General features: G+C 51.6%; 19 protein-coding genes. 15 read left to right on the forward strand and 4 right to left on the reverse strand.

All coding sequences use genetic code 11. The features are described 5' to 3' along the window. Positions 1-34: 34 nt before the first annotated feature. Positions 35-1,270, reverse strand: coding sequence for a tetratricopeptide repeat protein (locus IPN95_09050; GenBank protein MBK9449548.1), 1,236 nt, complete (start codon positions 1,268-1,270; stop codon positions 35-37). A gap of 220 nt (positions 1,271-1,490) precedes the next feature. Here IPN95_09050 and IPN95_09055 point away from each other — a divergent pair, with 220 nt between their 5' ends. The 5 genes from IPN95_09055 to IPN95_09075 all read left to right on the forward strand — a co-directional run bounded on the left by IPN95_09055 (position 1,491) and on the right by IPN95_09075 (position 6,467). Continuing rightward, positions 1,491-2,060, forward strand: coding sequence for a sigma-70 family RNA polymerase sigma factor (locus IPN95_09055; GenBank protein ID MBK9449549.1), 570 nt, complete (start codon positions 1,491-1,493; stop codon positions 2,058-2,060). Next, complete coding sequence (locus IPN95_09060; protein ID MBK9449550.1) at positions 2,044-2,871, forward strand: hypothetical protein; 828 nt, start codon at positions 2,044-2,046, stop codon at positions 2,869-2,871. The genes IPN95_09055 and IPN95_09060 overlap by 17 nt, the downstream gene beginning before the upstream one ends. A gap of 5 nt (positions 2,872-2,876) precedes the next feature. Beyond that, complete coding sequence (locus IPN95_09065; protein MBK9449551.1) at positions 2,877-3,734, forward strand: outer membrane beta-barrel protein; 858 nt, start codon at positions 2,877-2,879, stop codon at positions 3,732-3,734. Positions 3,735-4,094: 360 nt separating this feature from the next. Further along, positions 4,095-5,528, forward strand: coding sequence for a hypothetical protein (locus IPN95_09070; protein ID MBK9449552.1), 1,434 nt, complete (start codon positions 4,095-4,097; stop codon positions 5,526-5,528). A 117-nt stretch (positions 5,529-5,645) separates the two neighbouring features. Further along, positions 5,646-6,467 carry a hypothetical protein gene (locus IPN95_09075; GenBank protein MBK9449553.1) on the forward strand — a complete coding sequence of 274 codons (822 nt, stop codon included), beginning with the start codon at positions 5,646-5,648 and terminating at the stop codon, positions 6,465-6,467. Positions 6,468-6,564: 97 nt separating this feature from the next. On the opposite strand, the gene IPN95_09080 is transcribed toward IPN95_09075, so the two are convergent. Then, positions 6,565-8,193 carry a DEAD/DEAH box helicase gene (locus tag IPN95_09080; protein ID MBK9449554.1) on the reverse strand — a complete coding sequence of 543 codons (1,629 nt, stop codon included), beginning with the start codon at positions 8,191-8,193 and terminating at the stop codon, positions 6,565-6,567. A 397-nt stretch (positions 8,194-8,590) separates the two neighbouring features. On the opposite strand from IPN95_09080, the gene IPN95_09085 reads away from it, so the two are divergent. The 6 genes from IPN95_09085 (at position 8,591) to IPN95_09110 (ending at position 15,553) form a co-directional block, all read left to right on the forward strand. Continuing rightward, entirely contained in the window at positions 8,591-10,696 is a 2,106-nt protein-coding gene (locus IPN95_09085; GenBank protein MBK9449555.1) for a DEAD/DEAH box helicase, read from the forward strand. A gap of 151 nt (positions 10,697-10,847) precedes the next feature. Continuing rightward, positions 10,848-11,810, forward strand: a complete 963-nt coding sequence (locus IPN95_09090; GenBank protein ID MBK9449556.1) for a DUF1152 domain-containing protein — start codon at positions 10,848-10,850, stop codon at positions 11,808-11,810. A gap of 103 nt (positions 11,811-11,913) precedes the next feature. Further along, positions 11,914-12,324, forward strand: a complete 411-nt coding sequence (locus IPN95_09095) for a hypothetical protein (GenBank protein ID MBK9449557.1) — start codon at positions 11,914-11,916, stop codon at positions 12,322-12,324. A gap of 101 nt (positions 12,325-12,425) precedes the next feature. Then, positions 12,426-13,364 (forward strand): PD40 domain-containing protein, encoded by a 939-nt coding sequence (locus IPN95_09100; GenBank protein MBK9449558.1) that lies wholly within the window; start codon positions 12,426-12,428, stop codon positions 13,362-13,364. Positions 13,365-13,459: 95 nt separating this feature from the next. Continuing rightward, on the forward strand, positions 13,460-14,611 hold the full coding sequence (locus IPN95_09105; GenBank protein MBK9449559.1) for an ergothioneine biosynthesis protein EgtB: 1,152 nt from the start codon (positions 13,460-13,462) through the stop codon (positions 14,609-14,611). Beyond that, positions 14,612-15,553 carry an L-histidine N(alpha)-methyltransferase gene (locus IPN95_09110; GenBank protein ID MBK9449560.1) on the forward strand — a complete coding sequence of 314 codons (942 nt, stop codon included), beginning with the start codon at positions 14,612-14,614 and terminating at the stop codon, positions 15,551-15,553. A gap of 3 nt (positions 15,554-15,556) precedes the next feature. Here the strand turns inward: IPN95_09110 and IPN95_09115 are convergent, their stop codons facing one another. Beyond that, positions 15,557-17,215: an aryl-sulfate sulfotransferase gene (locus IPN95_09115; protein ID MBK9449561.1), complete on the reverse strand. Its 1,659-nt coding sequence runs from the start codon at positions 17,213-17,215 to the stop codon at positions 15,557-15,559. Further along, positions 17,212-18,861: an aryl-sulfate sulfotransferase gene (locus IPN95_09120; GenBank protein ID MBK9449562.1), complete on the reverse strand. Its 1,650-nt coding sequence runs from the start codon at positions 18,859-18,861 to the stop codon at positions 17,212-17,214. The genes IPN95_09115 and IPN95_09120 overlap by 4 nt, the downstream gene beginning before the upstream one ends. 161 nt (positions 18,862-19,022) lie before the next feature. Here IPN95_09120 and IPN95_09125 point away from each other — a divergent pair, with 161 nt between their 5' ends. From IPN95_09125 to IPN95_09140, 4 genes are all read left to right on the forward strand, one after another. After that, on the forward strand, positions 19,023-19,736 hold the full coding sequence (locus IPN95_09125) for a CHAP domain-containing protein (GenBank protein MBK9449563.1): 714 nt from the start codon (positions 19,023-19,025) through the stop codon (positions 19,734-19,736). Positions 19,737-19,828: 92 nt separating this feature from the next. After that, entirely contained in the window at positions 19,829-20,320 is a 492-nt protein-coding gene (locus tag IPN95_09130; protein ID MBK9449564.1) for a DinB family protein, read from the forward strand. A 157-nt stretch (positions 20,321-20,477) separates the two neighbouring features. After that, complete coding sequence (locus tag IPN95_09135; GenBank protein MBK9449565.1) at positions 20,478-20,909, forward strand: hypothetical protein; 432 nt, start codon at positions 20,478-20,480, stop codon at positions 20,907-20,909. A 218-nt stretch (positions 20,910-21,127) separates the two neighbouring features. Beyond that, positions 21,128-24,022 (forward strand): CocE/NonD family hydrolase, encoded by a 2,895-nt coding sequence (locus IPN95_09140; protein MBK9449566.1) that lies wholly within the window; start codon positions 21,128-21,130, stop codon positions 24,020-24,022. Positions 24,023-24,056: the final 34 nt, after the last annotated feature.

Below are 24,056 nucleotides of genomic sequence, written 5' to 3' on the forward strand. Positions count from 1 at the left end.
AGCCTACTAGCGGGCAAAGATAGAAAAAAGGATATTAATCATTGCAATATTTGGAAAGTTCCTCAGCAGCACGAGGTTCGTTAAGTTTTTTTGCAGTCTTCCAAGCATCACAAGCATCATTCGAATTCCCATTTTGATACCGAGCAAGCCCCAAACCGTAAAATGCCACCCCCGAGGTGGGGTCGATATAGGTCGCAGCGACAAAATCATCGGATGCAGCTTGGATTTGAAGCAACTGAAGCAAAAGAAACCCGCGGCGCAGCCGCAAAGAGAGGTTGTTTTTGTCCAATAACAATGCCTGATTCAAATCCGGCAAGGCCTTTTTAGGTTTTCCAAGCTGCTCCCAGATCGCGGCCCGGTTGCTGTAAGCCTCCTTCAGTACCTTGTCGCGCTTGACGGCCTTGCCATAGAATTTTTTGGCGGCGTTGGCATCACCCAGTTTTTCGTTGCAGATGCCCCGACGATAAAAAGCATCACCATCTCGTTTGTCTAAAGAAAGTACGGTTGTGTAGTCGGCGTCTGCCAACATATAATTTTCCTGTGCCAGATAACTATCCGCACGGTGCTTATAAGCTTCCTTATTCTTGGCATCCAGGCTTGTAGCTTTGGTCGCATCCTCGATCGCTTCCTTGAAGTTCCCACGACGCAGTTTGGCAAGGCTGAGCAGTTCATAGACTCTGGCATATTCGGGGGCCATTTCTGCGGCGATGATCAGGTTGGGCATCGCGCCTTCGTAGTCACCGAGCTTGATTTTTGTTTCCGCGACCCCAAGGTAGGCCATCGGAAAATCCGGATTCAGCGTCACGGCCTTTTCATAAGCTTTGCGGGAGAGCCGCGTCGAATCCAAATTGTCGTGTACCTGCGCGATGCCATACCATGCCTGCCAACAAAGGCTATCCATTCGAAGGGCCTTTTCAAATTCTACCCGTGCTTCTACATTTTTGCCGTCGGCGAGTTTGATTCTTGCCTTGCCTTCCCGGTAAAGCACTTGGTTGGGTGAGAGTTGAATCGCCCGGTCGATGTCGGTGATCGCTGCCGGATAGTTTTTGGCACAGGTGTAGGCAAGACTGCGGCCATAGAAGGCTTCTGCATACTCCTTGTTCAGTTCAATGGCTTTGGTGAAATCCTCAACGGCTTGATTACAAGCCTTGCAACGGTATTTGGCGGTTCCCATCAGGAAATAGTCCCTCGCGGTCATGTCCTGTGCAGGCAACCATCCGCTCCCGAGGCAAAAAAGCCCAACAAGGAAGTATTTCCACCAAAAACTCACGCGTTATCGATCATTGTCATCAAAAAGCGGAGGCAAATTAGTCATTTTTCAACGGACTCCTAGTAGCAACCTGTTTTGTGGATAATGACATTTTTTGTTGAAAACGATATTTATATATTTGATATACAGGTTGTTGTGGTAGGATGTTGAAATATTTCAACATGCCATGCAACGAATCGGAGGTGTGCATCATCTTAAGGTCGTATTTGGAGTTTTATCCATGGGAATATTCGGGGGACATAATGAAGAGGAGCGAATGGTGCGTGGTTGTGTCAAGGGGCAACCACAACATCAGGAGGCACTCTACAATCTGTACTACCGGAAAATGTTTGGCGTTTGTTTGCGCTATGCACCCGACCGGGAAACCGCCGAAGACATTTTGCAAGACGGCTTTGTCAAAGTGTTTAAAAACATCGGCAGTTACGAAGGGAAAGGTTCTTTGGAAGGTTGGATCAGAAGGGTTGTCGTCAACACTGCCCTTGAATTCCTGCGCAAAAAGTCTTCGATGTACCCCGTCGTAGACATTCAGCAGGCAGCCAATACCGATGGCGGATGGGACATTGTTTCGTCCATGTCGGAGCAGGAAATCCTGCGCATGGTACAGGCGTTGCCGGTCGGCTACCGCACTGTTTTCAACCTTTATGCAATCGAAGGCTACTCCCACAAGGAAATTGCCGAGCGCTTGAACATCACGGAAGGAACTTCAAAATCACAGCTTGCCAGGGCAAGACAAACCCTGCAGGAGAACATCCACGTTTCGACACGCGAGAATTATGGAGCAGCACGATAAATTTGACGAAGCGATCAAGGCCAAGCTTGGCACGTTGGAAGACGAGCCTTCGGCACGCGTTTGGGCCGAGGTGCGGGGTGCCATCGGGCATCACGGTCCGGCGCAGTCCAGCCCATGGCTGTTCAGGGTAGCTGCTGCAGCGGCGGTCCTCGCAGTGGTCGGTGCAGGCTACATGTTCTTCCAAGGCGAATCCACGGCCCCCAAAGCCCTCGCCTTCTCCAGAAAGACAAAAGCGCCACGCATCCAAGTCGTGCCGCTTGACAGGATGGGAACCAAAGACATCTACCTTGCTGAGGAAGCAAAGGATGTTACCCCCGATCCAACGCAGCGTCCAAACGTGAAGCAAGGCAATTCCGCCTTCGCCCACGGTTCGAATCCTGCCCCCGAAAAAGTAAATCCCGCAATTGATTCCTTGAAGACAAAGGCACTTTCACCTTTTGGCCCCGGCCAACCTGAGAAGCTGATCGTGCAGGAAGAGACGCCCAAAATGGAAGTCCCAAAAGCCCCATCCCCCGACAATGGTGGCCCAAGGACCATTCTGCCCGTCGAACCTCGGCCTGAGACCCTCAAGGTAATCGCGAGCAATTCCAACAAACGCAGCATCCGTGTCCCCGGTCGCGATGACCTGACTTCGGAAAACCTGCGCAGCAAGTCAGGTGCCATCCTGGGAGCCGTCACCAATGGTGCCAATGAGTTTCTCGGACTGAATGCCAGCTACAAAGAAAGGCAGGAAGACGACCTCAAAATGACTGCCTTCAATGCCGATTTCGGCTTGTTCAAAATCAAAAGAGTCAAAACCGTTAAGCAGTAAATCACATGAAAAAGTATATATCAATTTCCGCGATCAATATGTCCAAGTTCTTGTTCCTGAGCATGTTTTTGCTCACCGCGATGGGGCTCAATGCCCAGACCACCAACGATGTCGTCACCGATACGACCGAAGTCTACGTCGGAAAAAAAGTCATCACGATCACCGTTGACTCCGTATCCGGCAAAAAGGACGTGCAGGTACACAACAGTGAACCCGACAAAGACGACGACGACGAAATCAAGCCCGTCGACACGGAATTCATCGGGATCGACTTGGGCCTCAATTGGATGCTCTACAACAACAGCTTCAGCATCCCTGCGAATGAAAGCAGTTTCGAAACGGAGCCACTGCGCTCGTCACAGGTTTCTTTGCACTTCTTGCCGACCCACTTCAACATGGCCAAAGGCAAAGTGAGCATTTTGACCGCGTTGACCTTTGAAAATCAGCGCTATCAATTCCGTAACAACGTGAGCTTGTTGCCCAATCAGCCCAATGTCACCACCTTCACGGATTCGGTGAAATTCAAGAAAAACAAGCTCAACATGTGGTATGGACAGATTCCGCTGATGTTGTGCTTCCAAACCAAACCCGAAAATCGCGGACATAGCTTCCATTTTTCCTTGGGTGGATTCGCCGGATTGTTTTTGGGAGCAAGCACCAAGCAAAAAAGCGAGGAGCGCGGCAAGGTCATCTACAAAGACGACTATAATTTGAATCCGCTGCGTTATGGTGTCACCGCGCGCATCGGCTACGGTGGCCTCGAGGTGTACACCAACTACACGCTGAGCAACATTTTCCGCGACGGCCAAGGTCCGACCTTCAACAACATCAACTTCGGAATCGCCCTTACCGGAACAATGTAAGGAATTGATAATTGAAAATGGAGAATGGTGGATACAATCGCCATTCTCCATTTTTCATTATCCACTGGCTTCACTGAACCCTGCGGGTTGGACTTCTTCGATTGCTCCAGGTGTTTCTTTGTCAAAGGTCTTCGTGTTGTACTCAGCGTTGTCACGTTTCAAAGGTCTTCGCGATGTGCTTCGCAGTTGCACTGCAGCTCTCCATTTTTCATTTTCAATTTTCAATTCTCAATTTTCAATTCTCAATTTTCAATTTTCAATTTTCAATTTTCAATTTTCAATTTTCAATTCTCAATTTTCAATTCTCAATTCTCAATTCCCCATTCTCCCTTCCCGGCGGTGTTTTTTCTATCTTTGGCCATGTCTCAAGAGATCCATGTCGACCGTCTGAATTGGAAGGCCTGCCGCAAGGCGTTGGAGGTGCGGTTTGAACGACCGGTTCCATTGGACTATCAGTCGGGAAACGTCGATTTGGAGGCCCTGATGAAGCATCTCTCCCCAATGGAAAATGACTTCTTCTGGCGGGGCCGCATTCTGATTGGACTCGAATTGAAGGCTGCGATCGCTGGCCAACTGGGCATGGACCCCACCGAATTGTTGCCGGAAACCCCAATGACCGGACTTTTTCCGCATCACGGGCGCAGGCAAAAATGGCAGGAATTGCAGGAAATGCTAACCTGGAAACTGCCACGAATCGGCTTGCCTGTCTGGGCGCAGTACATCTGGGGGGCAGTGTTGTTGGCGGGCTTTGTGATGATGTTTTTGTTGCCGCTCTGGGGACTGCTCGTTTTTTTCGGGGGGATCATCCTGAGTTTTCAAGTCGAAAAACGAGCCACCGCCTTTCAATATGCGACCTTGGACGAAACCTTGTCGGCGATGGTTCGCCAGAATTGGCCGGCTTTGGAACTCGGAGAAGGCGGCGACGATCGTTTGAGATTGGCATTCGCCCAAGTGCTCGATGCCCATTTTATCGCGCTCGATGATCCGCAAGCGGTATTTCCACGTGTTGTCGTCGAGGACCCGTTCACTCAAGTCCATCCCCAATGGCATATCCTGCAAGATGACCGCCTGCGCGAAACCTTTGACTTGGCAATGGTCCCCGGCGAATTGGTCGTGATCCGGGAATGTTATGTGGTGGGTCCATTGCCCGAAAATGACCGTTCTTGGAAAGCAAGGGCTGAGTTCATCCGGACTGAATACCAAGCTTCGGTCGAAAAATACAGCGAATGGGTCTTGAAACAGCTGGACCGGTTACAGCTTGCCGGGGAAGATGCTGAATTCAACCTTTGGTTTGGCGATGACTTGTTTTGTCAGGTCAATCTCTGGTTTGTCGTGAACCGCTGGGTTGAAAATGGAAGGAAGGGACAGCTATTCCGCGTAATTCCGCTTGAATCTGATGGAGGGAATCGCTGGCGGGGATTTGACGGGATCGGTGAATCCGGCATCTCGGCGGCGATGATTGCGCGTATTCCATTTGAAAATGAGGATATCGAATTGGCCTGTGCGCTTTGGAAGGCCTTCAAGCAGCAAGACCGCAGCACCTTGACAATCTTGGCGAAAACAAAAAGCCCGTGTTTCAGGTGGTTGCCGGAGGTGGTTGAAGCACATTGGGCGCGATTCCCTGAAAATGGGGGAGAAGGTCAGCCGCAAGCCGCGCTGCGGCAAATTCTGGCTGAGGGGAAAAGCACATTCGAGGAGATCTTTCAAGAATTCACGCGCCGACAGGGGATTTATGGATTCACTGACCTGCAAGTGAAAAGCCTGATGCGGGAATTGAAACAGGAACCGAATTGACGGTAGGACTAAGATGGAGCAAAAGACCTTGACCATCACGCATTATGCCGGTATGCGCAACGAGAGAATTCACAGAAATTCTTGTAGCTTGTAGCAATAAAAACGGATCGTATTGCCATGAAATTCACCGTCAAATTGCTGTGTTTCCTGTTTCTGATCGTCGCGAAGGCGGGTAGCAGCATGGCTCAAGCACCTGAATCGGAGATTGGCCCGGTTGATTTGCGGTTGGTTCCCGAACGCGTCGACGACAAGCATCTCTATTCCTTGGAATGGGGGACACTTTATCATTACGGCGGCTTGCCGCAGGCTTCAGGCCATTTCAGGTTGGATGGGCAGCGGCTCGATTGGCCTTCGGGATTGAGATTTTATGCGCTGCAGTCTCTTCAAAAGCCATTTCAAGGCGGTCAGGGTACATTCGACCAGGGGAATTACTATTATTTCAACCACATCAACACGGATCGCAACGAAATTTTGACGCTTGGGATCACGCACGACAAGGCAGAAACTTCGAATGACAGCCGTAAATACCGCTACAACAAAGGCGGAATGGAAATCACAGCTTTGTACGGAAAGCATTGGTTTACAGGTAAAACCTTCTTGCGCGTATTCAGGCTGTATGCGGATGCGCGTGCCGGGGCGATGCTTTCCTTCAATGACATCGATGCAGTCATTACATTACCCAATGATGGTCAACCACTGCAAATCCAATCGGCAAAAAGGGGCCGATCCTATTCCGGAATGGGACTCCTGGGTTGTGTCGGCGGAGGGATCAATGCGCGCATCAACCATGCCTTTTCCATTGGGATCGGGCTGAATTTTACCGGATTTTGGGGCTATACGCGTGAGCCGATACGCGTTGGCGGCATCTATGGCGGGCGTTTGCGAATCGGCTATGGTGGACTCACCGCGAATTACCCCGTGATTCAATTGATTTTTTAGGCGAATCTCATTGCCTCCAAAGAGCAGGACCGCGAAAAACCCATTGCTGGAAATTCTTCGCGGTCCCGATGATGTCAATATCTATCTGGCAAATGGCTTAATCCCAGCTGATTCCGCCGCGAAAGCCTTCTTGGTTATTGCCGGAATTTTCGTTTTTCCGTTCTACCGGATTGGATTTCGGCTGCGATGCCGGCGGATTGCCTTGGCGTGCGCTGTTGAAGTTGGTGTTGGCTGAACTCGCATTGCTGCTGTTTGCGCCTGCGTTGCCGCCACCGCCTCCACTAGGGCGCTTGCGCCTGCGGTTACGCGATGGGCTGCCATCACGCGGACCTTGTGCGCTGCCTTGGCCTTGAGGAGCCGGCCGCTGCTGCGGTTGCCGTTCGACAGGGTTTTGACGCTCGGATTGCGGTTTCGGGGCCGGTTGACGGTTGTTGTCCCGGCTTTGGGTCGAAGGGCCACGGCTGTTGCCGCCGCGATTTCCACCACCACCTTGGCCGTAACCACGGCCACCGCCGCCACGTCCACCACGTGCTGCTTCCACTTCGGCTTCAGCCGCCTCGGCCTCGCTCATCTTCGCCAATGCAGTTCCCGGAGGAAACGGATGGTTTTGAACGAGCGGCAATTGCTGACGGATCAAGCGCTCAATATCGCGCAAGTATGCCCTTTCCTCGGAATCGCAAAATGCCAAGGCAATACCTGCTGCACCTGCACGACCCGTACGACCGATGCGGTGGACGTAGGTTTCAGGTACATTCGGAAGGTCATACTGAATGACGTGGCTCAAGTCATCAATGTCGATGCCCCTTGCTGCAATGTCAGTCGCCACCAAAACGCGCAAACGGCCGGCTTTGAAGCCTTCCAAGGCTGCGACACGCGCAGCTTGGGACTTGTTGCCGTGAATGGCTTCAGCGCCAATGCCGACTTTCATCAGCACTTTCGCGATTTTGTTGGCGCCGTGTTTGGTCCGGGAAAAGACCAAGGCACGGGTGATCACCGGATTCTTCAACAAATGCACCAACAAGGCGTTCTTGTTGCCCTTGTCCACAAAATAAAGTCCTTGCTCCACCCGTTCGGCCGTCGTCGACTGAGGCGTCACAGAGACTTTTGCGGGGTTGTTCAGGATTTTTTGGGACAATTCGACGATTTCCTGCGGCAGCGTTGCACTGAAATACAGCGATTGCCGGTTGGATGGAAGCTTTGCAATCACCTTGCGTACATCATGGATAAAGCCCATGTCGAGCATGCGGTCTGCTTCGTCCAAGACAAAAAACTCGATGTCTTTCAGGTGGATGTAGCCTTGTTGCATCAGGTCGAGGAGTCGACCAGGGGTTGCAGTCAGGATATCGATGCCTTTCTGAAGCTCGTGGGTCTGATTGCCTTGCTTGACGCCGCCAAAAATGACAGTGTGGCGCAATCCTTCCAAGTTCTTGCCATAGTCGCGAATGCTTTCGTCGATTTGAATCGCAAGCTCGCGGGTAGGGGTGATGATCAAAGCCTTGATTTTCTTGCCTTTTGCTTTCAGATCAACCCGGGAATGCATCATCTGCAAAATGGGGACCACGAATGCGCAAGTTTTGCCGGTTCCTGTCTGTGCACAACCCAGCAAATCGCGTCCTTGGAGCAAAATGGGGATGGCTTGTGCCTGAATGGGGGTCGGTTCGGTGTATCCTAGTGCCTTTAACGCCTCCAGGATGGGCGGAATAATCTCTAAATTTTCAAAGGTCATAATACAAATTCTACTGCAAAGGTACGGAACAATTGACAAATGCGTTGACCGGTCATGAGAATTGGGGCGATTTGCCCGAAAATCAGCGGAATTCCACTTGTTTTGATCTGTCAGAAAGGATCATTCGTCGAAAATAATCTTCATGGCATTTTTGAAAATATCACCCATAACCCCCTCATTCATTGTCTATTATCCATTCTCAATTTTCCATTCCAAATAGTACGAACATTCGTAATTTTCGATAGCTTGGTATCAAAACGGAAAACTCTGCTTATCTTTGCACTCGCAAGCTGCTGGACGGCAGAATTTTGCAGCCAAGAGGCGCCGTGCGTACGGCGATAGAGAAGGGTGCGGGATTCAAGATTCACAGCTCAGTTGTTGAACTTAAAATTACCGTATGACCTTTTCAGAGCTCGGCTTATCGCCGGAAATTCTGTCGGCTATCACCGACTTGGGCTACACAGCGCCTACCCCCATTCAAGAAAAAGCTATTCCAGTTATCCTGAGCAAAGACCATGACTTGGTCGCTTTGGCACAAACCGGAACGGGTAAAACCGCAGCTTTTGGACTTCCGATCCTTGGACAGCTTGATTTTCAATTGCGTGGCATTCAGGCACTCATCTTGGCTCCAACCAGGGAGTTGTGCATGCAGATCACCAAAGACCTTGAGAAATTCGGTGCCCACTTGAAAGGCTTCAAAGTCACTGCCATCTATGGTGGTGCAAGCATGGAAGGCCAAATCAAGCAATTGCATCGCCTCCCACAAGTCGTCGTTGGCACGCCTGGACGTACCTTGGACATGATCCGCCGTGGTGCCCTCAAAGTAGAGGTCATCCGTTGGCTGGTTTTGGACGAAGCGGATGAAATGCTCAAAATGGGCTTTCAGGAAGACATGGACGCCATTTTGGCTGCCACGCCTGCTACCCGTCAAACCCTGCTTTTCTCGGCAACCATGCCGCAGGAAATCGTGGGCATGACCAAGCGCTACATGAAATCCCCTGAGGAGATTTCTGTAGGCACCAAAAACACAGGCGCCAAAAACGTCGAGCACTGGTTCTATGTCACGCATCCCAAGGACAAGTACCTCGCACTCAAGCGGATTGCCGACTTGCATCCCGACATCTACGGGATTGTATTCTGCAAAACCCGTCTGGAAACGCAGGAAGTGGCTTCTGCCCTGATCGCCGACAACTACAATGCAGACGCGCTCCACGGTGACTTGAGCCAAGGACAGCGTGACCATGTCATGGCCCGCTTCCGCAGCCGCAACTTGCAGTTGCTCATCGCCACCGACGTCGCCGCACGCGGCTTGGACGTGGATGACCTCACCCACGTGATCAACTACCGTTTGCCAGATCAACTCGACAGCTATATTCACCGCTCGGGCCGTACCGGTCGTGCAGGTAAAAATGGCATTTCGATCTCGATCATCAGCCCACGCGACAAGCGCCTCATCAAGTCGCTCGAATATCAAATCAACAAGCCCTTCATCCAGAAGCGCATTCCTAGCGGTGCCGAAATCGTGCAGCAGCAGCTCGTGAACTACGTGAGCCGCATCATCGATACACAAGTCGATGCCGAGCGTCTTGCCCCGTTGATGGAGCCTGTGTATGAAAAATTGGCTTACCTGACCCGCGAAGAACTGATTCAGAAGTTTGTGGGCATGGAATTCAGCCGTTTGCTGGGTTACTATCAGCGTGCCGGCGACATCAATGCCGAGTCGGCATTTGAGCGTCGTGATGAGCGTCCAGAACGCCGCGAGCGTGATGACCGCTACGAGCGCCGCGACGACCGTCCGGAACGCCGTGAGCGCACAGACCGCCCGGAGCGCAACGAGCGTCCATCCACACGTCCTGAGCGTGTCGAGCGTACCACGCGCCCTGACCGCGAAGAGCGTACAACCCGCCCAGAGCGTGAAGAGCGCCCTGCACCGAAGGTTCGTTCCAATGAGCATCTCTCGATCGTGGACCGCAGCGAAGGTTTTGACCGTGCTGAGAAAAGCGAGAAAGTAGAGCGTGCCCGTGCAGGTGCCAAGGGCTTCACCCGCTACTTCATCAACTTGGGTTCGAAAAACGACCTCACGCCGCCCAAACTCATCAACATGATCAACAATCAGGAGGCCCTGAGCGGTGTCCAGATTGGCAAGATCGAAGTGTTGAAGAAGTTCAGCTTCTTTGAATTGGACAACAGCCATGGCGGCGACGCTGCCGGATTGTTGACAGGCAAGGACTTTGACGGCACGACCATCCACGTCGAGCAGGCAGAAGCACCCAAAGCACCTGATGCGCCATCCAAGGAAAAAGGATTTGGCGCCAAAAAAGAAGCATTCGGCGGACGTTTGCGTGAAGCCCGCAGCACGGGTTTTGCTTCCAAACGCCCTGAACGCAATGCATCCGGTGACGGATTCTGGACCAAAGCCCCTGCCAAGGATGCCAAATCCAGCGCGATTGGCAAAACTGCCAAGCCCAAAAAAGCAAAGAAAAGCATCTCGTCGTTGGACTGAGAATTGCAAACTGAGATAAGATGAAATTGGATCCTTGGGCAACTGAGGATCCTTTTGTTTTTAGCCCCCATTTGTATTTTCTGAAAACCTCGAAAAATTGAAGGCCTTCAACTAAATTTGACAGATTCACCCTCATTTCGCAGCCTACACAATGTTTCAAGTCGACCAAATCCCTTTTTTCCAGCATTTGAAGTCGAGCAAACGGATCCTACTCGCAGGTGCGGGCGGAGGCTTCGATATTTTTACCGGGATTCCGATTTATTTTGCCTTGACAGCACTTGGAAAGGAAGTTACATTGGCCAACCTTTCCTTCACGGATCTCTCTCGTACCAATTCTGAACTGCTATTCAACGCCTGCTACAAAGTGCATGCCAATGATCGTCTAATCGATGGCGGCGATTATTTTCCCGAAAAGGTGCTTTGCCAATGGTTTGCACATCAAGGAATTCCATTGTCCGTGTACGCTTTTCGCAAGACAGGCGTACGCCCGTTGAGAGACGCCTACAAACAAATCGCCCGAATTCACGGAATCGACACCGTGGTTTTGATGGATGGCGGCACGGATAGTTTGATGTTTGGCGATGAAGAAAGCCTCGGCACGCCGCATGAGGACATCTGCTCGATGGCAGCAGCTTTTCGCAGCGGAATCACGCATCAGTTCCTTCTCAGCATCGGATTTGGAATTGATCATTTTCACGGCGTTTCCCACTACCGTTTTCTGGAAAATGTGGCGCTGTTGGCAAAGGAAGGAGGATACTTGGGCATGTGGCAACTGATGAAGGAAATGTCCGAGGCCAAACAATTCATTTCGGCCGTTGAATTTGCCAATGAAAAGGTTGCGAGTCGCCCAAGCATCGTCTGCAACTCGATTTTGTCAGCGTTGTTGGGAAACTACGGTGACGTTCATTTCAGTGGCCGCACGGCGGGTAGTCATCTCTGGATCAATCCTTTGATGACTGCATTTTGGGCATTTGACCTGCGGAAGGTGATCGATCGCATCGAATACTATCCTTTGATCAAAGACACCAATTCGATGGGCGAATTGTCGGGCATTTTGCAGGAATACCGCAGCAATCTCAAAACAAAACGTAAGCACAAGCGACTTCCGATTTGAAAATGATTCTCCAATGCCGTAGACATTTCCTTTGCCAAGTCTCCGCATTTTGCGAAATTCCAGCTTCAAAATTTCATTCTCTAAAGTCTAAACTCAAAAATCCATGAGCACTACCCTCGAAGGCACCAAAGAAAATCCTTGGAAACTCAAAACCCCGCCCGGCACATCCGACTATGAAATGTACAAAGGCGAAAAGGACGGGCAGGAAGTCATTTACTGCGTGGTCGGTTCGACGACCTTGCTCTATCAATGGCGTGCGGTTGCCGACTTGCATGCGATGCTCAAAGCCCACGGTGATTGGATGGATTTGGGCGGTGCCGACGAACAGAAGCCCGTCAAGGAAGGCACCGTCGAAGCCTGGGGCCGTTCCGAAAGCAATCCTGTTGGCGGTTGGTATGGCTTGAAAAAGGGCCTTCGCGGGCGTTTTGGGGTCTATATGCCGCCGTTGATGGAGCGTTTGGGCCTCTGCGAATTGGAGCACAATCCTAAAAACAACCGGATGAGGGCCATTTGAGAAGTGGTTCCTTTCACGGTAAAGGGAAAGTCATTTGACCCAATCGTCAACTGGTTTTCCCTTAGATTTACAGTTCAATGCAACATTGTTTTATGACCACGATGCCACGATTCATCGCAGCAGGGCTGCTTTTGCTCGGTTTTTACCTTGTGCCGCAAGCCCAAAATGACAGCCTGCGCGCATTTCTTCCGGATTTGTTCGCCGGGCTGCCCAATGTCCGCGACATGGCCATTTCGCCAGACGGCAAGGAAATGTTCTTTACTGTCGAAAGCTACAAAAAGGAGTTTTCGGCCTTGTTTACATGCCTGAAGAAGGGCAAAAAATGGAGTGAACCGCAAGTCGCTGGCTTCAGCGGAGAATTCCGCGACTTGGAACCTGCATTTTCGCCCGATGGGCTCCGGCTGTTTTTTGTATCCGCAAGACCGCTTTCTGCCGCCTCCAAGGAGGCCAAGGACTACGATGTCTGGTACCTGGAACGCAAAGCAGAGGGCGAACCTTGGTCCGCTCCCGTGCACGCGGGCCCGATGGTCAACACCAAAGAAGACGAATTTTACCCCTCGGTCGCCGCAAACGGCAACCTCTACTTCACCCGGCCTACGGCAGATGCCACGCCGCACGAAGACATTTGGGTCTGCGAATGGAAGGAAAATCAGTGGCAGGCCGCCCAGCAATTGGGTGCCGGCGTGAACACCATGGGCGCCGAATACAATGCCTTCGTCGCGCCCGACGAATCCTATTTGATTTTTGGCGCCTACAAACGCGTCGGTGATCAGGGAGGCGGCGACCTTTGGGTGAGTCAGCGTGATTCAAAAGGGCTTTGGTCGGCCGCAAAACCGATGCCGTTGCCCGTCAATTCTCCCCGAATCGACTTCTGTCCGTTTGTGGAGGCTTCCACCGGCCTGCTCTATTTCACCACGGAGCGCTCCGAAATTCCCAAGCAAATGCCGCGCAAAATGTCCACTGCGGAATTGCTCACACGTTTGAAAACCCCTGCCAACGGCTTGGAACGCGTGTTTTGCATTCCCTTCAAATTGCCCTGAAATCCGGCAAACATTCGCAGCGATTTCCATGTTAACCCTCTGAAGATGCTCCTTTTTCAGAAACACCCTCTTATGCCCAGGAAAGGATGCCGACCATGAGTTTGCGCGATGCATACTTGATGACGCGTGCCCGCACGGAAGCGATTTGCAAGCCACTCGCGATCGAGGACTATGTGCCTCAGCCTGTGGTGTTTGCGAGTCCGCCGAAATGGCATTTGGCGCATTCCACTTGGTTTTTTGAAGAGATGATCCTGCGGCGCCATTACCCACAGTACGAGGTGTTTGACATCATGTACGGCTACCTTTTTAACAGCTACTACAACCATGTCGGTGAACGCACCGAACGCGGAAACCGCGGGGCAAATACGCGTCCGACGGTCGAAGAGGTCTATCGTTACCGTGAATACGTCGATCGGCACATGCTCGAATTGCTGCAGAGTGATTCATTGCCGTCCGAGCTCGTGGCTTTGATCACTTTGGGCCTGAACCATGAGCAACAGCATCAGGAATTGTTGGTCACGGATCTCAAGTATGTTCTGGGTCATCAGCCGACTTTTCCCAAATACGATGTCCATTCCAACTTCGAATCGGGCGTTAATTCCGAGGTCGGATTCGTCGAAATGCAAGAAGGGATTTACGAAATCGGTTTTGCGGGAGATGGCTTTTGCTTTGACAATGAATTGGACCGCCACAAGGTCTATTTGAATGGATATTCGATTTGCAAATCCTTGGTAACCAACGGGGAATTCCTAGGATTTATGGCTGCGGGCGGCTACAAAAAGTTTGAGCTTTGGTTGGATGAAGGCTGGGCTTGGGTCAAGGAAAATGGCATTCAGGCACCGCTTTACTGGCATCGGGTAGGGGAAGAATGGCATCAATACACATTGGCGGGTCTGAAAAAGGTCGATCCGGATGCGATTTTATGCCATGTGAGCTTTTATGAAGCCCATGCCTTCGCGACATGGAAAAAGATGCGTCTCCCAACCGAGGCAGAATGGGAGGTCGCAAGTCCGTTTTTCAAATGGGGAAGTCGCTGGGAATGGAACAACAGCGCGTATTTGCCTTACCCGGGTTTTGCAATCGCGCCGGGAGCGGTCGGCGAATACAACGGCAAATTCATGATCAACCAAATGGTCTTGCGCGGGGCAAGCACCGCCACCCCCGAAGGACATAGCCGGCCGACCTACCGCAACTTTTTCCATCCGCAGCATCAATGGCAATTCACCGGGATCAGATTGGTAAAATAAATGGAGCAATTTCAGTTGGATGTGGAGCGTGGATTGTCGGCGGAAAGGAAATTTCTCCCTTCAAAATACTTTTATGACGCGCAGGGAAGCCGCATTTTCCAGGAAATCATGGAAATGCCGGAGTACTATTTGACCGCTGCTGAATTCGAGATTTTGACGCAGCAGGCCTTGAAAATCGGTGCCGAGCTCAAATTCCGTAGCCGCTTCAACGTGGTCGAATTGGGCGCTGGTGACGGAACAAAAACCTTGGCCTTTCTCGGAAATCTGCAGGCGGGCGGAATGTCGATTCGCTACGTGCCGATCGATGTGTCCGCAGCGGCCATTTCTGACTTGGAGCAGCGGATTGCGGCATCTGGAATGCAATTGGAGGTCGCGCCGTTGATTGGAGATTACTTCGAATGCCTTGAAGCATTTGAACGCACGGAACCCACGCTTTTCCTGTTCCTCGGCGCGAACATCGGCAATTATTCGCTGCAACAAAGCTTGGATTTGCTGGCCAAAATCAGGGAGCAAATGCTTCCCGAGGACCGCTTGATGATTGGTTTTGACTTGCAAAAGAATCCGCTGACCATTCATCAGGCCTATTTTGATCCGCATGGCATTACCAAGCGCTTCAACCTCAACCTATTGGCACGCATCAACCGTGAATTGGACGGCAATTTCCAACTCGATCAATTCGATTTCTACTGCCATTACAATCCCGACAGCGGTGAATTGCGGAGCTATCTCGTTTCGCTCAAGCAGCAAAATGTCACGATCGGGCAACTCGGCAGGCAGTTCGTTTTCGCACGCAATGAGTTGATTTGGACCGAAATGAGCAAGAAATACAGCCTGCTGGAGATTTCGCAGCTCGCCGATGAAGCTGGATTTGTCCTTGAACAGAATTTCTTTGACTGTCAGCACCATTTTGTGGACAGTCTGTGGCGACGAACGGAAGCTTGATGCCTACCAAACCTTTGCAACCCTGACCGCCGAGGCATTCCCTTGCAATCTCACGGAATAAATTCCTGCCGCCAAATGGGAGGCCGCGATGACGTTGCCACCGGAATGCACAGCTTGCCGCAAGACCAAAGTTCCCTGCATGTCATGGATTTCGATCACACCGCCTTCTTCATGTAGCAGTTGCAAGGAAAAACCGTCCGAAAATGGATTCGGAGCAACTGAAAATCCAGAACTCAGGGGATCCGCAGCCGCCGAACCCGTACAAATCGCCGGCAGCGGTAGCGGATTTCCTTCAATCTGATTGCCCGGTGTCAAGACTTGTCCATTCAACCCCGGATAGGTCGGGAGATACTTGTAGGCCCTGAAAACGGCATTGTTGTTGGCAATATCGCCTTGATTGAGCGGTCCGGCAGATTGCACGGGATTTACATATTCCCAGACTTGCGTGCCTTGGTCGTCGAGTTCGAAGATGCGACCGGAATTGCCTTCGCAGATCAGGGTATGGTTGCCGGGAAGGCGTTGCACGCCTGAAATCAGCTGTGAGTAGAAATCCGTCGGCGGATTGTCTTGCCAAGTCCAGGACATGGCTGCGGGGCCAAAGGGCTGTCCGGTGGAAATGCTGTAATTGCCGTTGACATCGACGGGCGGCTGCCAGATTTCGATGGTCGAATAAGCCCCTGCGGGGCGGCCAAGGCCGTTGTTGTAGACCATCAGTTGACCCGAGTATTGGTCCCCTGCGGGCACCCATTGTACATTGTGTTGCCCAAAAAGCAGATGTTCGTTGCTCGTGCCGCGTCCATATACCGCTGGATTTCCGAAGCGGTAAAGCAGGTCGCCGCCCTTGCCGCTGTTGCCACCGCTATGGCTTGCAGCTTCTTGTGTGGTGGTGCTATGGTCGATCACCCAGACCTCGTCAAAGTTGTGGATGCTGATCGCAATTTGATCCAACGTCGGATTGTAATCAATGCCATTGGTGTGCATCCAATCGCGGTAAGTGGTCGTTCCCGGCTTTACATAGTTCAGGTCCACGAGTTCCGGATGGTCGGCAACAACCCCGAAATTGGGTTTATTGCTGTCGTGGTCCTGAATGAGGTGATCCCAAACATGCCATTCCCAGACAATATTGCCCGCGCCGGGCGTCGTGGGCTCGATTTCAATCAGATGATCAGGCCAAAGGCGCTGTTGCAAGAGCGTCGAATCCCGGCCCTCTGCGATGGCTTCGGCCCTGGTTTTCAGTTCCCAAGCGATCATCAAGACATTTCCGTTCGGAAGAACAAATGCATCGTGGTGCTGACTGTGATTGGCATCGGAATATTGGTAAAACCACGTCACATTGCCGTTCCAGTCCATTGTTTGCACCCGTCCGCCGAGGCCGCCGCCCGGAAAGGTCGTGTTGGCGATGCGGCATGTGCGAAACAATTCGCCGTTTTCCAGTAGTCTCACCGCGTTTCCAGGCGTGTAACCACTCGGCCATTGGTGCACTGCGCGTCCGCAATTGTCCAGCAGGTAGGTGTTGGTGCTCGGCGTGGGTGCGAGCAGCGTGTACCCATCCGAAGTGCCGGCATCGTATTGGAAAAGGCCGATGGTCTGCTGCGCAGCGGCATCCAAGAATCCCGAAAGGAGGGAGAGGATGACAAACATTCGCAGGAATGTGCTTCTCATTGTTTCACCAACTTGAGTGCCTTTGCGCTGCCCTGGATGCGTAGGAAGTACAATCCCGAAGGCCAGTTTCCTGTTGCGATTTCCTGTCCAATGCGCAGATTTTCAGCTGAATAGACGATTCTCCCTTGCACGCCCAAAATTTCAAAGGCATGCCTTCCTTTTGGTGCAGCAACGATCGTCAGGTGATCCGCAAAGGGATTGGGACCAACTTCCGCCAAGGTCAAATCCAATTCGGAGCCGATTGCAGCCAACTCGCAATTGGGCAACGGAGGCAAGGGATTTCCTTCGATCGGCGCACCTGCCGTAAGCGTATGCCCAATAAATCCAGCATAATTGGACGGGTACTTAATGGCACGAAAAACGGTATTTCCCGTGATCGAATCGCCTTGGTTGAGTGGTCCGGCGGCCTGTACAGGATTCACATAACTCCAGACAGTGTTTCCAGCCGAATCAATTTCGAAGAAATGACCCGTCGTGCCTTCGCAGATCAAAGTATGGTTGCCGGGAAGACGTTGCACGCTCGACAGGATGTTGGAATAATAGGCAGGGCTGTCTGCATAGCTCCAAGCGAGATTGACCGGGCCAAATGGCTGTCCCGGGTTAATGGTATAATTTCCGAGCAAATCCATAGGTGGCTCCCAGATATCGGCCGTGGAAAATGGTCCTGCGGGCTTGCCGAGGCCATTGTTGAAGACTTTGAGCATTCCAGCGTATTGGTCGCCAGCCGGCACCCAACCAATGTTGTGTTGCCCGAACAAGCGCTGATCATTCACTGTGCCGCGGTTGTAGGTCTGTGGATTGCCCCAGCGGTAGAGCAAGTCGCCGCCTTTGCCACGAAGCCCACCGCTGTGGCTTGCCGCTTCTTGTGTCGTCGTGCTGTGGTCGATGATCCAGATTTCGTCGAAGCGGTGGCTGCTGATCACGATTTGATCCTTGGCGGGGTCATAATCGATGCCGTTGCAGTGCATCCAATTTCGCTTGGAGGTGGCGTCGTAGTAATTCAAATTGATCAATTCCGGATGATCGGCAACAACCCCAAAGTTGTTTTTGGTACTGTCAAAGTCTTGCACCAAGTGGTCCCAAGCACGCCATTCCCAGACGATATTGCCTTGGCCGGGCACGGTCGGCTCGATTTCGACCAATTTGTCTGGCAATAGATCGGAGGTCAGGGTATTGGGATCGCGGCCATTCGCAATCGCTTCCAAGCTGTCAATGGATTCCCAAACGATCAGCATCACATTGCCGTTGGGCAGGGGAAGGGCATCGTGGTGATGGGCCTGCATACTATCTGAAACGGTATAATGCCAAGTTACATTCCCATTCCAATCGAGAATTTCAACGCGGCCCCCAACGCCTCCGATGTTAAAATCGGGGTTAGTAAGGCGATCAGCACGTACGAGCATCCCATCTTCGCGCAAATACACCGTATTTCCCGGCGTATTGCCACTTGGCCATTGATGCACTTCACGTCCGCAATTGTCGATCAGGTAGGTTTTTGTGCTCGTCAGCGGTGCAAAAAGGGTGTAGCCCTCAGCCGTTCCAGCATCATTTTGAAACAGGCCGACTGTCTGCTGCGCAGTCGCCATTTGGCTGAAAGAGAAAAGCAAAAGCAAGCAAGCAAAGCTGCGAAGTGTAAATTTTTGCATTCGGGTTGATTTCAATAACTGAATGCAATTTCGCGATTTTTGATTGGAATGCGAGGTTCATGCGTTAAAAATCTGTCTGCACTGGGTAATGGACATTTTGGCAACCTGCCTGTGGACTTTTTCGTTTGCCCTTGCCGTTGAAATGCCCTTAGTTTGGGGCAATGAAACCACCAAGCACGAAGAAGAAGAAACCAGCGGCAAAAAAGCCATCCGCCAAAAAGCCAACAGCAAGACGCGCGACAGGCAAAAAATCCGCCGGCAAAAAAGCTTGGATCAAGTGGGGCATCATCGCTGCCGTGGTAGGTGTGGTGGCATTTTCCGGATTTTATTTCTCCAAGCGAGTCAATTGGAACCCTTCCCATACCGTGGGAGAGGCCTTGGATAGTTTGGACGGGGTAGCGGTCTACTACAATGGCGGCGTGAGCCAAAACCATGGCCGGAATATGGTCGATGGCTACAATGTCGGCATCAAATTTCAATGCGTGGAGTTTGTAAAGCGCTATTATCTTGAGCATTACAATCACAAAATGCCCAATGTCTATGGGCATGCCAAGGATTTTTTTGACCCCGAGTTGAAGGATGGGGCGATCAATGGGGCACGCGGACTACGGCAATTCAAGAATGGAAGCCGTTCGCATCCGCAGGTTGGTGACTTGTTGGTCTGGGGACCTACAACTTGGAACACCTACGGACACGTGGCGATCGTGAGCAAGGTGATCGATGACGAAAAGGCCGATCGCCACGAAATCGAATACATTCAACAGAATCCAGGTCCATTTGGCAAGCCACGGGAAAAGCTACGCTTCAGGGATGATCGCACCACCTACCGCCTGGCAGATAGCAGGCTTCTCGGATGGTTGCGTTTGCCCAAGTAGATTCGCTGGATTTTGGGAACCTCGCATACTTTTTTCTTCGAATGCGGTTTTTTGACCAAATTTCAGACCTGAAAGGAAAGCTCATTGATACAATGCATACGATTGCCGCTGAATTCGAAGTCAATACCCAAAATTTGCTCGATTGGGCCGATGGCTTGCGTGCCGATCAGTTCGAATTGCGACCATCTTCTGGAAAATGGTCGGTATTGGAAGTATTGGAGCACCTTTTCATTGTGGAAAAGGGAGCTGCAAAGCTTTCCCGTCCCGATGCCGAACCGGTGGAACGTGATCTGGAAAAAAGCCGCAATCGCATGACCCGCGGTATGGCCGACCTCAACCAACCCTTCGCAGGGGGCAGCGCGATTGATCCCAAGGGCAGGTTTGCCGACTACGCCGAGTGGCGTGCCGCCTACGTTGCCAACCGTGCCGAATTGGTACAGCTCGGGAACGAAAAGGGCTGGGACGGGCTTTGTATGGCATTCCCGCATCCGTTTTTTGGAAATCTCACCCGTGCCGAATGGGTGATTTTCAGCGGAATCCATGCCAATCGCCATTTGGCGCAGATGCAAAGCTACGTCCTTTGAGAAGGTGCTGTCTTCATGCTTTGACCTGATGCGCACAAAACAGCCCTAGGCGAATCGCTGATTATTCGATTGTCAAGGCTAAACCGCGACCAACGCGCTGGGATACATTTTCCATTCTCGCTAAAATTGCCTTATTTCAACCTAAAGCGAGGTTCAGATGCAGGAATATTGGTTTTTTGTGGTCACGGATGCTGAGGAGCACACCCTCATTTATTGCACTTGCGAGTTCATGGGCACATATGCGCCCTTGCTCAACCGAATGGCTGAAGAGGAGTGGGGGCAAAGCTGGATGCGCCATACCACTTTTACCCGCAAGGACTACAAAACGGAATTGCATGGCCATTTGGGCTTGGATCCGAAAACCTTGCCGGTTTTTCGGCAGCGATTTGAACCGGAAGAGGGGCTCAGAAAACTCAATTTCCTGCGTGAAAAATTGCTTAAAAATGAAGCAGCATTCATCCGGAATGAATTGGTGCGCCCGCAGGACTACGAATTTCTGATTACCGACCTCAACACGGCAATCGGTGTGATGGAAAAGGCGACGGAGTTGGGGGAGAAGTGGTTTCTGGATGTGGACTTGGACAAATAAAAAATAAGGTTGTCGGATCGAAGGTTCGTGGCGGTGACAAGCTTTGATGAGCGTGCATGCACCTGATTTCCTGCTGACTTTTGGAGGGACATTTTTGCCAGATACGACCAAAATCTCCACAAATGGGGTGGGGATTTGGGAAATCCATCCGATAATTGATATATTCAGCCTCCGAAATAATTCGGTTTGGTTTCTTTCAATCAACAAAACGTATTCCCATGATGCGATTTCGACAATTGGCATTGCTGTTTTTAGGGTTTGTCTGCTGTTTTGGGGCATTCGAAGCTCAAGGCCAAAACGTCTTGAACGGGAAAATTGACGCTATTTCGGAGTTTTCTACGCGGCAAACCATCCCATTTACCATGCCCGATGGGATCAAACTCAGCACAGATGTGTTTATTCCGCAGACCCAGGACTGCATGTTGGTCAACATCACCCTTCCGCTTCCCGGTTGGCTGGGCGGTACGACCAATTTGGGCGATGTGATGCTCATTCCCAATCGCACGCAGATTATTTTTTATGATTCGATCGGCGGGCAATTGAATCCGAATCCTTATCAATTGCCTGTCGTTTTTACGCGTACACCTTATGATAAAACGGGCGACATCACCGGCGAATACGTTTGCCTCTTTGGCTACGCCTCCGTCATGCAAGACATGCGTGGACGTTATGCCTCCGAGGGCGTTTACATGCCCATGTACAGTGACAGTTGGGACAAAAACCCCTATCACCCCAATTACGGGCACGTTTTGGATGTGACTGACTTGTCAGACCCGCGCAACGGCAACCGCCACGAAGACGGTTACAATTCGATTAAATTCATCATTGACAGCCTTTTCCGCGACTACGGAAACCTGCCCCACACCTCTGACAAGATGACCACAGGCGACATTGCGATGTTTGGTGCCTCTGCACTGGGCAATTCGCAGTATCAAGCCGCAGCCGCGCATCGCATCGATCCTGATCCCACCAAACCCGGTCTCAAAGCCTTGTTTCCGATTGTCGCGACCCTCGAGCATTACCGCTATACCGGTTACCAAAATGGTGTTTTCCGTGACCGCATTGTCACGGGATGGCTCAAGGGACAGATTTTTACGGGAACCGACGATGACCTCAACGACATCGACAACGACATCGACAATACCTTGCACAGCGCCACGGATTACGGTCTCCCCAACAAATTCGATGCTGCCAACAAGGCCATTGACCACTTCAGCACCGTTCAATACAATGATGAGCCCTGCGGTTACTACCCGACAAGTCGCGGCCGCGCCGACATGGACGCATCCGCTGCGCCCGTTGATGCCAATGGCGAAGGCGACCCCAACGGTCAATTCAGCCGCTACACCAACCTGAAAGTGCCGGCCTACCATCTCAGCGGATGGTGGGACATCTTTACGGATGGCCAAATTGACACATGGCAAAGGATGCGGCAATACAATGAACCCGGTATTCGCAACCTGCAAAAGCTCATTATCGGCCCTTGGGCTCACCAAACCACAGGTGGACGCACGACAGGTGACCGCACCTATCCCGAAAATGTCGGTGACTTGATCGGCATCAACCTCGACGACTTCGGCAATAATCTGGACCTTGGAAAGGCGATCAATTCGGAGATTGTCGGATGGTTCCGCTACAATTTGAATTATATCCCCGGCCGCGAGCTTGGCGAACCCAAAGTCATCATCCCTGAGAGCCAAATCTGGCAGGATGTCGGAAGCAACTTGTTTCAAGTGCGTGTTCCATCAGCTGATTTGGTGTTGCCATTGCAGGATCTGATCAACTTTATCATCGGCGAAGGCGACTTGCAGGGTGTACCCGTTGAGGTCAAGGAAAATCTGTTTGGCAACACTTTGCCTTTCACGATTCCCGTTCCGAATCTTGGTCCGCTCATCCCGGACATCGCTGCGTCACCGATGGGCGCGATTCCCTTCAAGGATTTTTCACAGGGTGTACCCGCTGTGCGGATGTATGTGCCTGGTCCTGTGGATGATGGTGTTGCTGCCAATCAAGGTGTAGGCAATTATTGGTTTGCTGCCGATACCTTCCCAATGGTACAGCACATCCGTTGGACGCCCAAATATTTGCACCAAGATGGCCGCATGGACGATGCCGCGCCGGTTGCGGACGAAGGTTACAAATTGTTTGTCCACGATCCCGACAACCCGATTGCGACGATTGGTGGCAGCAACATGATCGTGCGGACCCCCGATGGCACCCGCGACAGCCAAGGCCAATTCAACCTGGCTGACCCGCGGTACGCACCTTATACCATGGACCGTGAAGGTGTAATCGCCTTTGAAACCGATGCCCTGAACGATACCATGACCATCATGGGCTTTCCTGTCATGAATCTCTATGCAAAGACCAATCCTGCGGGGCCTGCCGGGCCAACAGATACCGATTTCAACGTGCGTGTGTTGGACGTGTATCCCGATGGAAGTCAGTATTTTGTATTTGAAGGTGCCGTGAATGCCCGTGCGCGGTTGTATGCCAAACACATGGCCGACCATGGCGTAGAGAAAGCTGATATCCCTTTCAACAACATCGAAAGCGGTCAGATTTATCAGTATAAATTCCGCATGTTGCCGATTGCCTACACTTGGGGGATCGATCACAAGGTCAAAATCCTCATCAGTTCGAGCAACTATACACGCTATCAGGTCAATCCAAATCTTCCGATCGAGGATGGCGAATTTTTCCGCCGTAAGCCGGGTGATGGTCAGACCTATATGTACAATGGTGTGGAAATGGCGCCACGCGTAGCGGTGCAGCGTGTTCATTTTTCGCCGGAACACCCTGCATACATCAATTTGCCCGTTTATGATCCCAACTTTTTTGTGGGAGAGGCCGAGGCAGCAACGATGGAAATGGGTACCGATATGCTGATCTACCCCAATCCGACGCGCAACATTGCCACCGTACACGCGAGCAAGCCCGGGAACTACCGTTTGCAAGTGTTCAATGCGATCGGGCAATTGGTCATTGACGGTGACATGCGTGAGCAAATGGAATTGGAAATGGGCGCCATGCAAAGCGGCGTGTATTTCGTCAAGATGATCGACCAAAAAACCGGAAAATCAGCCTCCGAAAAGTTGGTGGTGCAGAAGTAATTTGGGGTAGAATCCTTCTTTTTGAACAACTAGA

The sequence above is a fragment of the Bacteroidota bacterium genome, from assembly GCA_016718825.1.
GTDB lineage: Bacteria > Bacteroidota > Bacteroidia > J057 > JADKCL01 > JADKCL01.